Annotated in this window: 14 protein-coding genes; 10 read left to right on the forward strand and 4 right to left on the reverse strand. The window is 47.6% G+C overall.

Annotated elements, in window-relative coordinates:
• The first annotated feature begins 112 nt into the window (after positions 1-112).
• From V6668_RS05760 to V6668_RS05775, 4 genes are all read left to right on the forward strand, one after another.
• Positions 113-499 carry a GntR family transcriptional regulator gene (locus tag V6668_RS05760; protein ID WP_036606428.1) on the forward strand — a complete coding sequence of 129 codons (387 nt, stop codon included), beginning with the start codon at positions 113-115 and terminating at the stop codon, positions 497-499.
• Positions 492-1,190: an ABC transporter ATP-binding protein gene (locus V6668_RS05765; protein ID WP_338707919.1), complete on the forward strand. Its 699-nt coding sequence runs from the start codon at positions 492-494 to the stop codon at positions 1,188-1,190. Before V6668_RS05760 ends, V6668_RS05765 begins: the two co-directional genes overlap by 8 nt.
• Positions 1,187-1,927 carry a hypothetical protein gene (locus V6668_RS05770; protein ID WP_338707920.1) on the forward strand — a complete coding sequence of 247 codons (741 nt, stop codon included), beginning with the start codon at positions 1,187-1,189 and terminating at the stop codon, positions 1,925-1,927. The genes V6668_RS05765 and V6668_RS05770 overlap by 4 nt, the downstream gene beginning before the upstream one ends.
• A 180-nt stretch (positions 1,928-2,107) precedes the next feature.
• Entirely contained in the window at positions 2,108-2,608 is a 501-nt protein-coding gene (locus V6668_RS05775; RefSeq protein ID WP_036606430.1) for a hypothetical protein, read from the forward strand.
• 105 nt (positions 2,609-2,713) lie between these two features.
• Here the strand turns inward: V6668_RS05775 and V6668_RS05780 are convergent, their stop codons facing one another.
• Both V6668_RS05780 and V6668_RS05785 read right to left on the reverse strand, forming a co-directional pair.
• Positions 2,714-3,598: a WYL domain-containing protein gene (locus V6668_RS05780; RefSeq protein WP_338707921.1), complete on the reverse strand. Its 885-nt coding sequence runs from the start codon at positions 3,596-3,598 to the stop codon at positions 2,714-2,716.
• Positions 3,546-4,901 (reverse strand): WYL domain-containing protein, encoded by a 1,356-nt coding sequence (locus V6668_RS05785; protein ID WP_338707922.1) that lies wholly within the window; start codon positions 4,899-4,901, stop codon positions 3,546-3,548. The genes V6668_RS05780 and V6668_RS05785 overlap by 53 nt, the downstream gene beginning before the upstream one ends.
• A 345-nt stretch (positions 4,902-5,246) precedes the next feature.
• Between V6668_RS05785 and V6668_RS05790 the strand changes: the two genes are divergently transcribed.
• The 5 genes from V6668_RS05790 (at position 5,247) to V6668_RS05810 (ending at position 13,015) form a co-directional block, all read left to right on the forward strand.
• A complete protein-coding gene (locus V6668_RS05790) occupies positions 5,247-6,740 on the forward strand; it encodes a TROVE domain-containing protein (RefSeq protein WP_338707923.1) in 1,494 nt (497 codons plus the stop codon).
• 26 nt (positions 6,741-6,766) lie between these two features.
• A complete protein-coding gene (locus V6668_RS05795) occupies positions 6,767-7,567 on the forward strand; it encodes a nucleotidyltransferase domain-containing protein (RefSeq protein WP_338707924.1) in 801 nt (266 codons plus the stop codon).
• 428 nt (positions 7,568-7,995) lie between these two features.
• The gene (locus tag V6668_RS05800) at positions 7,996-9,612 is read left to right on the forward strand and encodes a 3' terminal RNA ribose 2'-O-methyltransferase Hen1 (protein WP_338707925.1); all 1,617 of its coding nucleotides are present in this window, start codon (positions 7,996-7,998) and stop codon (positions 9,610-9,612) included.
• Positions 9,613-9,677: 65 nt separating this feature from the next.
• Positions 9,678-12,287 carry a polynucleotide kinase-phosphatase gene (locus V6668_RS05805; RefSeq protein ID WP_338708898.1) on the forward strand — a complete coding sequence of 870 codons (2,610 nt, stop codon included), beginning with the start codon at positions 9,678-9,680 and terminating at the stop codon, positions 12,285-12,287.
• Between the two features lie 95 nt (positions 12,288-12,382).
• Positions 12,383-13,015 carry a copper amine oxidase N-terminal domain-containing protein gene (locus V6668_RS05810; protein WP_338707926.1) on the forward strand — a complete coding sequence of 211 codons (633 nt, stop codon included), beginning with the start codon at positions 12,383-12,385 and terminating at the stop codon, positions 13,013-13,015.
• Positions 13,016-13,147: 132 nt separating this feature from the next.
• Here V6668_RS05810 and V6668_RS05815 read toward each other — a convergent pair whose 3' ends face one another.
• Positions 13,148-13,540, reverse strand: a complete 393-nt coding sequence (locus tag V6668_RS05815; RefSeq protein WP_338707927.1) for a RidA family protein — start codon at positions 13,538-13,540, stop codon at positions 13,148-13,150.
• A 275-nt stretch (positions 13,541-13,815) separates the two neighbouring features.
• Here V6668_RS05815 and V6668_RS05820 point away from each other — a divergent pair, with 275 nt between their 5' ends.
• Complete coding sequence (locus V6668_RS05820; protein WP_076251279.1) at positions 13,816-14,067, forward strand: hypothetical protein; 252 nt, start codon at positions 13,816-13,818, stop codon at positions 14,065-14,067.
• Positions 14,068-14,127: 60 nt separating this feature from the next.
• Here the strand turns inward: V6668_RS05820 and V6668_RS05825 are convergent, their stop codons facing one another.
• Positions 14,128-15,048 (reverse strand): AEC family transporter, encoded by a 921-nt coding sequence (locus tag V6668_RS05825; protein ID WP_338708899.1) that lies wholly within the window; start codon positions 15,046-15,048, stop codon positions 14,128-14,130.
• Between the last annotated feature and the right edge of the window lie 105 nt (positions 15,049-15,153).

Genomic DNA, 15,153 nt, shown 5'->3' on the forward strand with positions numbered 1-15,153 from the left:
AAGCTTGCCCATCAATTGAGCGAATATATATTTTAACAAATGGGCTTTACAACACTATTTCACTAGTGTACTATATAACTAATACACCAGTACAGAGGGGAGCGAGAGCTTTGTGACTATAGAATTTGATAACAATTTACCAATCTATCTGCAGATCATGCAGTACATCAAAAGACAGATTGTAACCGGGACACTTCAGGCAGGAGACAAAATTCCTTCGGTTCGTGAACTGGCGGCTGAACTACAGATCAATCCAAATACAGTACAACGGACATTTCAGGAGCTTGAGCGGGAAGAAGTGGTCGAAACCAAACGGGGCTTGGGCAGATATGTGACCAGTGAGGAGCGGAAGATTATGACGATCAAAAAAGAGATGGCCGGTGAATTGCTGGAACGCTTTCTGACCGGAATGCAGGAACTGGGGATCGAAGAGCAGGATATCTTATCCATCGTAGCCGATGCCGTTGCGGAAGGAAAGGGAGGAACAACGCATGAGTAACATCCTTGAACTGAACCAGATCAATAAAACATATGGCAATAAGAAAGCGCTCAGTAATATTACACTGGATATTGCTCCAGGACGTATTGTAGGTCTGCTGGGTAGCAACGGTAGTGGAAAAAGTACGCTCATGAAGCTGGTTGCAGGTTTGTTGCATCCGAGCAGCGGAACGATTCAAGTCACAGGTAAGTCTGTTGGGCTGGAGACGAAGGCGTTGGTTTCATTTATGCCGGATCGTCCATTAACCGAAAAGTGGATGAGAGTGCGGGATGCGATTGCGTACTATCGCGATTTCTATGCTGATTTTGATGAGGAGAAGGCGCGGGAGATGCTGGACTTCATGAACCTTGTCGAGAGTGACCGGGTACGGCATCTGTCGAAAGGTATGAATGAACGACTACAACTAACACTGGCACTTTCTCGTAAGGCTCGTCTGTATTTGCTGGATGAACCGATTGGCGGGGTAGATCCGGTTGCGCGAGGCAAGATTCTGGATGCGATCGTCAAATTCTATGATGAAGACAGCAGTCTCATCATCTCCACGCATCTTGTGAATGATATCGAACGGATTTTTGATGAAGTGGTCTTTATTCGCGAGGGCGAGCTGGTGATGCGGGAAGAAGTGGAAACGCTCCGTTTGAAATATGGGAAAAGTGTGGATGAGATGTTCAAGGAGGTCTATGCGGAATGATGACATTATTGAAGTATGACTTTAGAAGGAACTGGAATACACTGTTGGCGGGGCTAGTTATTTTGATTATCGCGCAAGTGGGACTTTCCCTTTTCGTGTCTGAGGTCACAGGGATTGTGCTTGGCATTATGGGATATGTTGGAGTAGGTGTGGCTATTTATGTGAAAATGATCAAAACATACACGTCCAATATCCGATCATATAATCGCCGTCTGTTACCCGTAACGGGCCTGTCACATGTGTTGTCTCCCTTGATCTTTGGAGCCCTTTGCGGGTTGGGGTTAGTCATTATATTCGCGACTCATGCCTACATCTATATCTCAATGAAGCTACGAATGAACATGGCTACCAATATTGATCTTTCGGGTCTGCATGTTTCGGATTATATTAGTTTGTTGCTGTTTAGCGCATGGGTTATGGTATTCATGACCGTCATTATCTTCCTTTCGATCTCGATTGCAGGCAGCTTTCGTTGGAGAACTGGGCCATGGATTGGAATCGTTGCATTCTTTGTCCTCGTTAATCTGCTTGGCTGGTTGGAAAATATCATTACGACAGGACGTTTTAGTCCAAATGAAATGTTCCGGTACACGGAAGAAAGTACAGGGATCTCGATCACAGCCAATGGCGTATTATGGTCGGACGGCATGTGGGGAAGCAATGTATTTGAAGTTATTGTGGCGGTCATCTTGGTGTGGGCTACCATTTACCTAAACAACAAAAAAGTCGAAGTCTGATAACAGGATAACTTGAACGTGATGCGAGCAACCAGGGTTGCTCGTTTTTTTACATCCAGTAATAATCCACTTTATGAATCCATTACCATTAATTATACGTATATATAGATATATTGTGTGCTCGATGCGAGATTAGGTTAAAGAGAACAAAAGGATATGTAAGCGAAAGGAGGAAGCGTTATGGAACTATACTTCAGGGATAACTTTTTTAACGCGGGTTACACCGAGATTATGAATCCAAATCAGGAACAGGCAGGGCATCTGGATTTGAAAAGTGTCTTTGGTTCTTCGCTCGATGTATCGGATAACAGTGGATTGGTCTGCAGCGGTAAATTTCGCATGTTAACGAATCGTTGGGATATCACTGCAGCAGATGGGAGACATCTGGGTGTGCTTCGGGCCAGATTTAGTTTTTTTAGTAAAAAGTATGAATATGACGCAGGATCACGAGGTACATATGATGTGTCTGCCCCAGCATTTTCGCAGGAATATGATATAAGTGGCAGTGGTGGCCGCATCGTGGCCAGTTTCCGTCGCACCAGCGGCTGGTTTAGTTCAGGGGCATTTGTATTAGATAACCAGTCGGAACAACTGGACACGTATGAATTAATTGCAGTGGTCATGGGCGTGCACGCGATTAACAAAAGACGGAACTCGGCAGCTAGCAGTGGAGGAACGTAGTTTAGGCGCAGGTATACCAAAAAGGTTTGGATGAGATTCTCCAGACCTTTTTGGTATATGGGTTTGCTTTTGAGCAATAGTTATGGTTAACCCAATCTTACAAAATCATTGACCATCGGCTTTCGCAAGGGAGCCTTCCTCACGTTGGCGGTGCTGAACTTCATTGGAGTGTTCGAAATGCGTATCAGGATCTTTTTCCGCATAACGGGCTAATGCCTTCGCAGCTGTTTCCGACATTCGCTCCCGCAGCACTGTGTGGTCAGCAATTCGAACCCGTTTGCCGAGAAAACGCATTTTGGATAAGACGTAATCCATCTCATTGCGCGGAACGGTCAGCTCGATCCGATATGTCTGCTTGGCTTCCAGGTACTCGACCTGTTTTTCGAAGCAGGAGAATGCATAGAGGATTCGGGACAGTTCCTCATTGAACTCGGGCAGTACGTCGATGGTGATGGTCGTTTTACGCTTCTCTGTTATCACAGCAATTCGGGCAGTGTAGCCAGAAGCGGTATCCGGTTCAACCGGTTGGGCTTCCACGGTAACGATGCTGTGCAGCTTGGTCGACATTAGTTTGTCGAAGCGAGGCACATACCAGAGCACGTACCATTCTTTTTTGACCATGGAATACTCCAGTTTGTACGGGAAACCAAATTCATCATGGCTCGTGCGTCCATTGCGGACGCGACCCGTCATGCGAAATCCCTGATGATGCAGAATGATTAGCCGTAACTGTCGAAGCAGTGGGTGAGAGACATTATTTTCTTCGCTTTTGGCTTTTTCAGTCAGGTAATCTTGAAGGTTCAGATCCTGCTCACCATTCAGCATGTTATACATTTTATCCAACGTTACAGCGCTCAGCGCTTCTCTCGCAGCAGGGTGATTCAGCATCATGCGAAGCCAGGCCCGTTCCTGTGAGGTCCAGGTGAATAGTCCGGTTTCATTCAGTCGTGTCATCATCTGGTAATTGAACATCTTCTCGAACAGGTTCATAATATTCCGCAATCTCCTTCCATTCCTTAATCATCTCCTGGCGTAGTCTCTGAGGCGCGATTACTTCGCAGCTTGAGCCAAAACTCCGCAACCACGGTTTGATCTCAGTGGTACCGTTGACCTGAATTTCATAGAGAAAGGTATGATCCGTTTCGGGTATAATTTTGCCCCATTGACCTTGCAGACGAACCCGATCCAGAATGAAGTTGCGCTGACCACGCTCCGGGTGGAAAAAGCGAGCTTGAACCGTCACGGTATTTCCCGTATCCACGAGCCAACTGTAGCGACTAATGTCGGTCCACTGCTGCTTCAGTTCGAGCATGTATTGCTCTTCTACTGAATCCTGTTCCTCCAGCTGAGTTATGCCTTCCATGCGGAATTTCACAAAGCCGCGCCGGCCCTGATATCCAATTACATACCAACGACCATACTGATGGTCATAGATCACTTCAAGGGGTACGATCTGGTTGGATCGACCACCTGCTTCCCGTTCAAAGCGTGGATTCGTATTCTGTGAACTGTAGCTGGATGGTTTTTTCGGTGAATAGTATAGGAACTGCACACGTTTACGCTGACGAATCGCACTAAGCAGCGTGTAGAGATGAGCTTCGTCCAGGATACGAGAATAATAGTGATACTTATAGATATAGGGCTCGGTAGCTTCTTCTTGCGGGAAACTTGCCGTAATGGCTTTTTTTAAACTGTCGCGCAATAAGTACCCCTGTACGGAAGGAACCTGGGTGTTCGCCATCATATCCACAAAATCATACAACTCCAGCTGTTCCTCCACTGTCAATTCGGTAAGGACGTCCTGTTGTAAAGCATATCGATACGGTCTGCCACCCGGCTCTTTTCGGATAACCCCAACCTCTTCCAGATACTTCAGATCGGAACGAATGGTTTTCTCGTCAGGTAACGCCAGATCCTCCGGCAGATCAGCACAGCAGGCGTCCAGCAGTTCCATCGCGGTCAGGGTTTTATGTTGTAAGGTATGCAAAAGGACAGAAAGCCGCTGAACTTCAGTCTCTTTCATCGACTTGGCGCGGAAGAGGAAGAGCAACATAGGCTCTGCCGACTCCCCGTATTGGAAGCGGACGAGATCTGCCATTTCCCGGCCTGCTTCGGCACTTGAGCGTTGGTCGGCGACGGTCTGCATGATTTCTTTTAATCTGCGATTGGTTTTATCAAAGGTATGTACGGATATGCCAAGCCGCTCGGCATATTGTTTGCGGTTATATGCACCGCTTGTTAGGGATAACATGCGTAAGAACTGAATTTCTTTGTCAAAACTCTCTCTTGCCATGAACATTCACTCCTTGTTATCCCTTCATTGTAGCAGGATGAGTGGCAGGTTTCATTTTAAACTTATGAAGGTCGTCATACTTTTACCATGTTCGCGTGTAGATGTGTGAGGCATAATGAGGTTGTGAAGCGGGGCAGCAACAAGCGCTGTGGATCAAGGTTCCGAGGCGCCAGGGAGGGTTACTTCGACTGTTAATCGACCAGGTCGTTGGTTCGAATCCAATCGCCGCCGTTCATGGCGGTGTAGCTCAGCGGTAGAGCGGGTATTATACCTTCCCACCTTTTTCCTCGGACCATTTTATTATGAAAGAACAGCAAATAGACTCACACCGGGAGGTCATGAGTGATGAGCAGAGCGAAACAATTATTTAATCAACCTCAGCCAACGACACGTAATCATGGGGGCTACGGAGCCTATGAGCGATTGGTGGAGGAACAATATATACAGATGTTGATTACCAATACATTGAACAATACTTTTTATGCAGATACCCAGCAACTGATGGACGATGCGATGGTCAGTCATCAGGAGATGGCTGAGGTCGATGCAGGGTTTATGGCGCGGGCGCTGGTCTATGCTCGTAATGAAGGTTTGATGCGGTTACAGCCTCTATACGGGCTGGCACTGCTGTCCAAGGTGGACCCGGATCAGTTTGCAAAGGTGTTCTCCAAGGTCGTACAGACACCGGCTGACTTGGCCGATTTTCTGACGATTCTAAGAGGAACTGGTCGGGGACAGGGTGGTCGAGCGGTTAAGCGTCAGGTGAGTCAATTTTTGAACGGCATTACTGAATATTGGGCGATCAAATACAACGGGCGTGGGCGTGGATACAGTCTGGGCGATATGATCGCTACAGCACATCCCAAGCCGATAGATCTGAAGCAAAAAGCCTTATTCCGTTATTTGCGCGGGCATGAGGTGGATCTTACGGAACTTCCGCAGTTGCAGGCGCTGGAAAAGCTGAAAGCTACACCAAACCCGGCAAGTCGGATGCATCTGATCGAGAAAGGTAAACTCCCGTATTCGGTGGTCACCTCGATCATGCAACCGACACGTACGGTGTGGGAGGCGTTAATGTCACAGATGCCGACTTTTGCGTTGTTGCGCCATCTGAATGCAATGGATCGTGCGGGAGTTTTTGAAAAATCGAAAAATATCGATTACGTAACAGGTCGTCTAACGGATGCAGAAGCCCTGCGTAAGTCGCGCATCTTACCTTTCCGATTCGCCAGTGCGTATGAAATGATTGCGAGGGAAGAGTTGCGGGATGCTTTGCGGCAAGCGGTGGAACTATCCATTGGCAACCTGCCAACACTGCCGGGAAGAACGGCTATTTTCCTGGATCGCTCCGGTTCCATGCAAGGGGATTATTTGCGGATTGGTTCGGTGCTGGCACTGGCGCTTTATAAACAAACACGAGGTAACGCCCTGTTCTGGTTATTCGACCATATGGTTGAAGATGCTCGTCCGAAGATGAATGAGAGCATTCTTTCCCAAGCTCACCGTATTCGAGCACAAGGTGGAACAGACACCGGTCGACCGGTGCGGGAACTTCGGGATATCGGAGAAAAAGTGGATCAGATCATTATGATCACCGATGAACAGCAGAATGAAGGCAGCCCGTTATATGCTGAGCTTGAGCGATATCGCCGAATGATGAATCAGGAGTTGAAGGCATTTATTGTGGATATAGCACCTTATCAGCAGGCCATGGTACCGCCACGGGATGGCAAAACCTTTTACATCTACGGTTGGAGTGAAACGGTATTGACGTATATTGCCGAGACTGTGGCAGGATATGATACACTCGCGAACCGGGTGAGAGAGATAGAGATTTAAATTGGGGAATTTGGAGGGGACGGACCATGACCTACGTTCATGAAGAAATGAGAGATACGATTAGACAACAGCTGAAGCAGATTGAACAGGAGGAGCAGGTACGGATCATCTATGCCTGTGAATCTGGCAGTCGGGCGTGGGGGTTTCCTTCCCAGGACAGTGATTATGATGTGCGTTTTCTGTATGTAAGACCGCTGGAATGGTACTTGTCGATTGAGGATAAAAGGGATGTTATCGAACGCCCCATCAGTGATCAGCTCGATATTAATGGTTGGGATCTGCGTAAGGCTTTGAAGCTGTTTCGCAAATCAAATCCACCGTTACTGGAGTGGCTGCAATCCCCCATTCAGTATGATGAACAGTATAACGTGGCACAGCATATCCGTGCACTGTCGCCTTTGACCTTCTCGCCCAAGTCCTGCATGTATCATTATCTCAATATGGCAAAGGGGAACTTCCGCGATTATTTACAAGGTGAGCAGGTGAAGATCAAAAAGTATTTCTATGTTCTACGTCCATTGCTCGCTTGTGGCTGGATTGAACGTTATGATGCGATGCCACCGATGGCATTTGAAGATCTTGTGCAAGAACTTGTACCTGCGACTACACCGCTATATACGGAGATTCATGAATTGCTGCGCCGGAAAAAGGCGGGCGAGGAACTGGATCTGGAGCCGCAGCTGCCAGCAATACAAGCTTTTTTGGCGGAGAAGATCGAGCATTTTGAACGAATGGCTGGCCAGATGGAGAATGAGCAGATTATTCAATTTGAAGAATTGGACCGGATTTTCCGTTTTGCATTGCAAGAGGTGTGGGGGAACAATTAGGACGTTTCTTCTCACCCAGGCGAGCGATTCGATGATGGATGTCCGCGTCCCGAACGTTTTAAAGTTCGGGTCGGCTGGCTGAATGTGAAGAATCACGAGGGAGAGTATGTTCTAAGAAACACAGGATGTCTTATATGGCCTCCAGGGTGCCTTTTTAAAATGTAAGGAACATGGGACACGTTATTGTCCGAAAAAGTCGGATAAAAGGCTGGGAAATGGCGGTTTAGCCCCATATAGCGTGACTTGGGTTCGTTAGGTTTCAAGGGGGCTTCTCATCATGAAATAAGACTCCAGCGATTCGTTAGCGCTCCATCATGCACTTGTGCTGCTCTGGCTCCGGGACGTTTAAGAACGCTTGGGCTTTCAGCAGGTTTGCAAGAAACGCACTAGTGCGTGACGACATTTTTCATATATAAGGAGGAGAACTGATGCATCTGATCTTGAAAGCAAGCGGCGCTGACGCGGGAATTGTATCCCATTTATTAGCGAAGAATCCGCTGAATATATATGACCGCGTAGACAAAGGTGTGCGTGTAAGAATGGTGTACACTGCGGCTACAGAGAACGAAACAGAAGTACTAATTCATGCCGAGCCTGATCCTGTGGATCTGGTCAGAGGTACACCTGATGGGTATGACATTACGCAATATATCAATGATCGTGAGTTCGTAACCAGCAGCCTGTTCTGCTCTTACATACGTGGGGCGCTAGGAACAGCCCTGAATGGTAAGCCCAAGGAAGACTATGTGCAATGGGTAGGGAATGCTTTCGAGTTGGAACTGACCTTTGGCCCAGTGGCTTCCGATCTGCCGGATCGAGTGGTGGAAGAATTATTCTCGCCATTAGGATACGCCGTTTCGGTGGAGCGTGGAGAGCTGTCGTATTCATTTGATCTGAAAAATAAAAGCACGGTTCGCCATATCATCCTGCGTGGACGTAATACGGTACAACATGCACTGCGTCAGCTTTTTCTACTGATTCCAGTGCTGGATAATTACAAACATTATTTCATCAGTGAAGATGAGATCGATAAAATCAAACGGTATGGTGAAGGGTGGCTGGATGCTCACCCACTGAAAGAACTCATTGTGAAGCGTACGCTACGATTTGCCGAACTGATTCGACAGTATGAGCGACAAGAGGGTGCTTTGTCTGCGTCTCTTGGACAGGAGAGAGGAATAGGTCACATCTCGGAAGCGATTATTCAGGAGAAAAAAGCAGGGCATCGGGAAGAAGGAGAAAAAGAGTACCTGGGGTCCGAGTCCGATAGCGATGAGATGCAACTGAATGCAGATTCTAGAGGTCCAGGTGAATGTACGGATGCAGATGTAGATACAGAGATAGAAGATGGTAATGCAAAGATTGCTGATGTAGATACAGGTACAGCTGGAGGAGATGGCGGGCAATCTGAACAATCTGAGCCTCCTGTGCGGTTAAACGAGTTGCGTTATCGTGCGATTACAGATGTGGTTGCAACGTTGCCAGTCAAACGGCTTATTGTTGATATGGGAGCGGGTGAAGGCAAGCTGTCTGCCCGTTTGGCGTACATTCCCGGTGTGGAGGCAATTCTGGCCGTTGAACCTTCAGGGCAGTCGCGGCTCCGGGCTATGGAGCGCTTCGCGAAGCTGGAGGGTCGTTCTGGAGTGGTGGCTATGCCGGAGCCAATCATCGGTTCACTGTTTTATTTTGACGAGCAGATGCAAAACCAGGACGTTATGATTCTGTGCGAAGTGGTTGAGCATATCGAGGAATATCGTCTGAACGGAATTATGGATACAATCATGAACGATTATCAGCCAGAAGTGCTGCTGGTCACTACACCAAACAAAGAATATAACGAAGTGTATGCAATGGAGCAGGAAAGTTTCCGTCACCATGATCATCGCTTTGAATGGACTCGTGCGGAGCTGGCTTCCCGGTGTGAGGAATGGACGCAGGACGGGAACTATGGCTATGAAATTAAGGGTATCGGTGAGCATGTAGAGGGCTATGGACAACCTACCCAACTGGTCATTTTTGAACGGAGAAAGGAGAGTCTATCATGAGTGGAAAAACGGGTTCTAGCGAAACAGCTAGTGTGGGCAGAGGACAGCAGGATCGGAAAAATGAGATGAAGGAAAGACAGCGGGAGATCCGTCTGCCCTATGCAGGTATCGTCGTTCTTGTTGGCCCGTCCAACAGTGGCAAAAGTACGATGTTGGATCGTCTCGTTGCAGAAAGTGTCATTCGCCGCACAGAAGCCGTCTCGTCAGATCAATTCCGCATGCTGGTTGGAGATGATGAGTATGTGGATTGGAAACAACGTCCCCGCAGCGAAGCGAATGTGATCTATGCGGAGTATCAGCAAGTATCGGCCAAAGCATTTGAGGCGATGGAGGCGATGCTGGCAACCCGCTGCCGTCTGAACAAGCTGACCTGGGTGGATGCGACACATCTGTATCCCGAGGATCGCGAGCGCCTGATTCAGCTGGCAAGAAAGGCTCATGTGCCGGTAATTGCTGTGGTGCTGGATATCCCAGAAAAAGAACTGCTGGAACGTGATGCCCGGCGGGAGTATCCGCGTGGACGTCAACGGGTGAAGCAACAGGTACAGCAGTTCAAGCGCACATTACGCTCGATCCGTGAGGATGGCTTCGATGCCAGTTATGTGCTGAAGCGGCCGGATGAGATTACGTTTGTCCGCACATCCAATCCACTGGTGACCGACATGGGTACAGGTATTGATATCATCGGAGATATTCATGGCTGTTACGATGAAATGATGGAAATAATCGTGCGTCTTGGGTATGTGGACGAGGATGGAAGTGGTCTGTACCGTCACCCTGAAGGACGGAAATTGGTTTCCGTTGGTGACGTAACGAGCCGTGGGCCAGAATCATTAAATTGTCTGTTGTTCTGGCAACGGCATTGTGCCGCCGAGCTGGCCTACATGATTGACAGTAATCACGGCTGGAAGATCGCGCGTTATCTGGATGGTCGTGACGTTACGTTGAGTCATGGTGACGAACGGGTGGAGATGGAACTGCTACAGTTTGAGCGGGAGCAAGGCCAAGAGACAGCAAAGCGAGTACGTGCAGAGCTTAGGGCATTTCTGCTTGATGCACCATCTCATCTGGTCTTTTCCCGGAACGGGGTAAGACAGGTGGTTGTAGCACACGCGGGAATTCGAGATCATTTTATCGGAAAACAGTCCAAACGCATTCAGGATTACTGCCGATATGGTGATGTAGAGGGTACGGATGAGCAGGGTCGGCCTGTGCGCAAGGATTGGTACGTGGATCACAATTCGGGTGAATGCATCGTCTGGGGACATGATCCCCGTCCATATCCTACGATTGTGAATGATACGGTCAACATTGATCAAGGTGTCGTTTTTGGTGGCATGCTCACTGCTTGGCGAATGCCAGAACGTGAGGCAGTCAGTGTTCCGGCGAAGCAGGATTATGCGAGGGATCCGGATAGTCCATTAAAGCGCTGGGAACAGCGGCGTTTTGCTCCTCCCAACATACGTAAGTTCAAGGAGGGTTTCACGGTTCAGACAGCATCCAAACTTGATGTGTTTGTGCACGGTGAGGTGGCGAAGACGGCAATTGATACGTTTTCCCATTATACTGTACCGCTGGAAGAACTGATTTACATCCCGCCTACGATGAGTCCGCCGCCGAGTGTCTGTTCTGTAGAGGGATATCTGGAGCATCCACAGGATGCGTTCCATTATTATCGCTCACAGGGCGTTACCCGTATGGTTGCCGAGAAGAAACACATGGGCAGCCGGGCCATTTTGCTTCTTTTCCGCGATGAGCAAGCTGCGGTGCAACGAGTGGGTAGGCCGATGTTGGGGAACATTGTGACCCGGACGGGCCGATCCTTTTTTGACCCTTCGACAGAGCAAGATGTGCTTTGCAGATTACATGCGGACTTGACCTTAGACGGTTATTTTGAGCGTCATCAAACGGAGTTTGTATTGCTCGATGCGGAGATTGTACCTTGGAATCTAAAGGCGCGTGAGCTGATTGCTTCACAATATGCACATGTGGCTGAAGCCTCTATGATGGATCGCTCTACGGTGCTGGACAAACTGCGCGAAGCTCAAGCAGCAGGTCGTAACGTAGAGGAGTGGTTGCAGGAAACAGTAGGTAAACTCACTAATTCCCAAACGTTCCGCGATGTATTCCAGAAATACTGCTGGGATGTGGATGATATCGGGGACATTCGGATTGCGCCGTTCCATACACTTGCACATAGCACGGGAGCATTTTGGGAGCAAACACATGAATGGCATATGGAACAAAACCGTGAGTTCGCCCGGATGTCGACCTTGATGATGGAGACGGAATATCGCGTGATCGCAAGTGAGGCAGATGAAACGGATGTCATTCGTTGGTGGGATGAGATTACGGCGGAAGGACATGAGGGGATTGTGATCAAACCCGAAACATTCCGCTCCTGGAATAACAACAAAATCATCCAGCCTGCGATAAAAGTACGAGGACGTGCATATTTGCACATTATCTATGGTATGGATTACCTGGCACCCGAGAATCTGTCCCGACTTCGTAAACGCAAAACGTCCAAAAAAGAACGTCACGCCTTAATGGAGAGTGCCTTGGGCATGGAGGGGATCGAGCGCTTTATACGCAGAGAGCCAGTGGAACGAATTCATGAATGCGTGCTGGCGACGCTTTCGCTAGAATCAGAGCGAGTAGACCCGCGTTTGTAAACTGTTATGTGAAAATAAATTTTGTTATTAACCTATATTGTATGGGTAATTATGGTATGATACTCTGGCTAAACTAATTGCTGGAGGTTATCCGTATGCGTATCAAAGTAATAAGCAGTTTGCTTGCCATTTTTATGATTTTTGCTACTGTTGCGTCTGCCCATCCGGGAAGAACAGATTCGAGTGGAGGGCACACCTGTCGTACCAACTGTGCAAAATGGGGGCTGAAACAAGGGGAATATCACTATCACAACGGAGGTTCTTCTTCGAGTTCCAAATCTTCCTCTTCAAGTTCATCCAGTTCAGGAAGTACCAAGAAAAGTAATAAGTCTTCAACGGCAACCCAAAAGAAAGCCACTCCTAAACCAGAATATATCAAGTCTGCTGTTCAGGTGAAGGTGAATGGTTCCAAGGTTATTTTCACCGAGTCTCCAATTATAATGAATAACACGAATCTCGTACCTCTGCGTGAGATGGCCAAAGCAATGAGAGCCAAAACGTCTTGGGACAGTAAGACTCAGACCATTACCGTTACCAAAGACAAGTACAAGCTAATCTTTACCTTGAGCAGTAAAAAGGTGAAGGTTAACGGGAAAGAAGTCACCCTACAGGCAGCACCCAAAGAAATTAAGGGAACGACGTACATTCCCCTCAGAGTTTTGGTAGAAGGGCTTGGGGCATCCCTCACTTCATCTGGTAATACGCTGACGGTGAAAGTCAAAGAATAAGAATAAGAATTCATAAAGAAGCAGGTTCGGAGTTTATCCGACCTGCTTTTTTTGTGTGTGTATGAACTTCGTTATAGTGAGTAATTTATCAGGCTATTTTACTTGGCGCTGCAACTTTTGACATGACCTGGATCAGTCGGTATGAGCAACGGCGCGAATCTCAATCAGTTGATGAGGGAAGGCGAGTCCGGATGTCCCAACCATCGTAACAGCCGGACGATGAGTACCGATGTACTCTTTATACACGGCAACAGATGGCTCAAGATGCTCCTGCGGGTGAACCAAAAAAATCTCCAATTCAGCAATGTTCGACTTGGTCACGTTGAATCCTGCGAGCACGCGATCCAAGTTATCCAGTGTCTGGCGGACCTGTGCTTCAATATCATCAACACCAATAAACGTCCCCTGCATATCATGCGAAAATTGACCTGCAATGTAGATCATACCATTAATGCTGTATCCCTGAGCAACGCTGAATGCCTCTTCCCACGGGACCCCGTGGCTATATATTTGAGCTGTAGTCATAAGTTTCTCTCCTTTGGAATTCAAGATATGGTTAGTATAAACGGAGAAAAACGACTTGGGCAGTACGCACTTTCATGACAGTGACTATCCATTAGGATAGCGTGAACAAGGTGTTTGTGAGCCTAACGACTCATTTCAGAGAATCTTTATATCAGGATATTTAATTTAGGTATAACTAACTTAAGTCCTATATCCTTCCACTAGAATCTGGGTAATAATTATAGTAGGCAAGTGATTAATGGAATCTCATAACGTAACGATAGGGGGTAACCTGTATGGCATCTGTGATTCTGCTGGTGAAACAGACGGAGGACGATGAGAAGGTTATTTATCGCTTCGGACCGAATGAGCGAAAGATGGGACTTATTGAGATGAATAAGATTAAGGAAAGTGTGAAGGAACTGGAACCTGTCCAGGTGGATGGGGTAAGCCCGAGTTTTTTCTTTAACCGAGCCGCGCAGCGACTGGTACGATGTTTATTCAGGGAAGGCGGCAAGTTCCCGGAACGAACGACGTTTGAATCATAGTTTCAGCACCACAAAATAAGTCCACAACCCTGCTCATGGGTCATGGACTTATTTTTCATTTCAGAACGTTTTGGCATAAGAGATCAGTGCCGTAATCGTAATGATGTTCAAGAGCGTTGAGATTAGTACTGTCTGGGCTGCAAAATCGGGTTCGTTATCGTATTCTTCTGCGAGAATGGATGCGTTGACACCCGTCGGCATACCGGAAGCGATAATAAGTGCCTGTGCAGCGATACCTTCCAACCCAAGCAGTAGCACAATTGAAATCCCGATAGCCGGGCCAATCAGAAGGCGCAAAAATGTGCTAATATACACATCAAGACGGTACAGTTGAATTGGATATTTTACAATCTGTGCTCCGAGCGTCAACAGTGCCACGGCAACCATACTTTGCTGCGCATAGGTCAGCGGCATGGACAGGAACGTAGGCAAGGGAACCTTCCACATGTGGAACAGAATCCCCAGCAAGAGTGCATACGGAACGGGCATTTTAAGAAATCCAATAATCACCGCACGGTAATTACCTTTGAGCTTTGCGCCCTGAATGGACAACACGCCATAGGTGAATGTCAGTAATGCCTGCAAAGACATGACCAGTGCCTGAATGGAAGAGGCGAGTGGATCGCCGCGGAATACCAGTGCATTGATGGGCAGTCCATAGTTGCCTGCGTTATCCAGCATAATACTGTTGTTGAAAGCAGCCTTCATGCCTTTATTCATCCGAAGCGAGCGCGCAAATACAGAACCTACAATATAGAGAATCAATACATATATCACGTAAAAGAGTGTCACGGTCCCAAGCAGTTCGCCCGACATATCCGAGTGGTACATGCTCATAAAGACGGCTGCGGGGGTAATACAATAGAAATTGATTTTGGCGAGTGTGTACAAGTCCAGCTTGAACACTTTTTGCATCCAGGACCCGACGGCGATCAGGAGAAAGACGGGCAGGACGACTTCTAGCATGATGTCTGCAATCATTAGTTCAGCTTCCTTTTTCATGAAAATTTCAATCCGATTTCGAAAATGCTTTGCTTATTATATCATTTTATACACACACGAAAGATGTAATTAGTTAAAAAAGAT

The sequence above is a fragment of the Paenibacillus amylolyticus genome (genome assembly GCF_036894225.1).
Classification (GTDB): domain Bacteria; phylum Bacillota; class Bacilli; order Paenibacillales; family Paenibacillaceae; genus Paenibacillus; species Paenibacillus amylolyticus.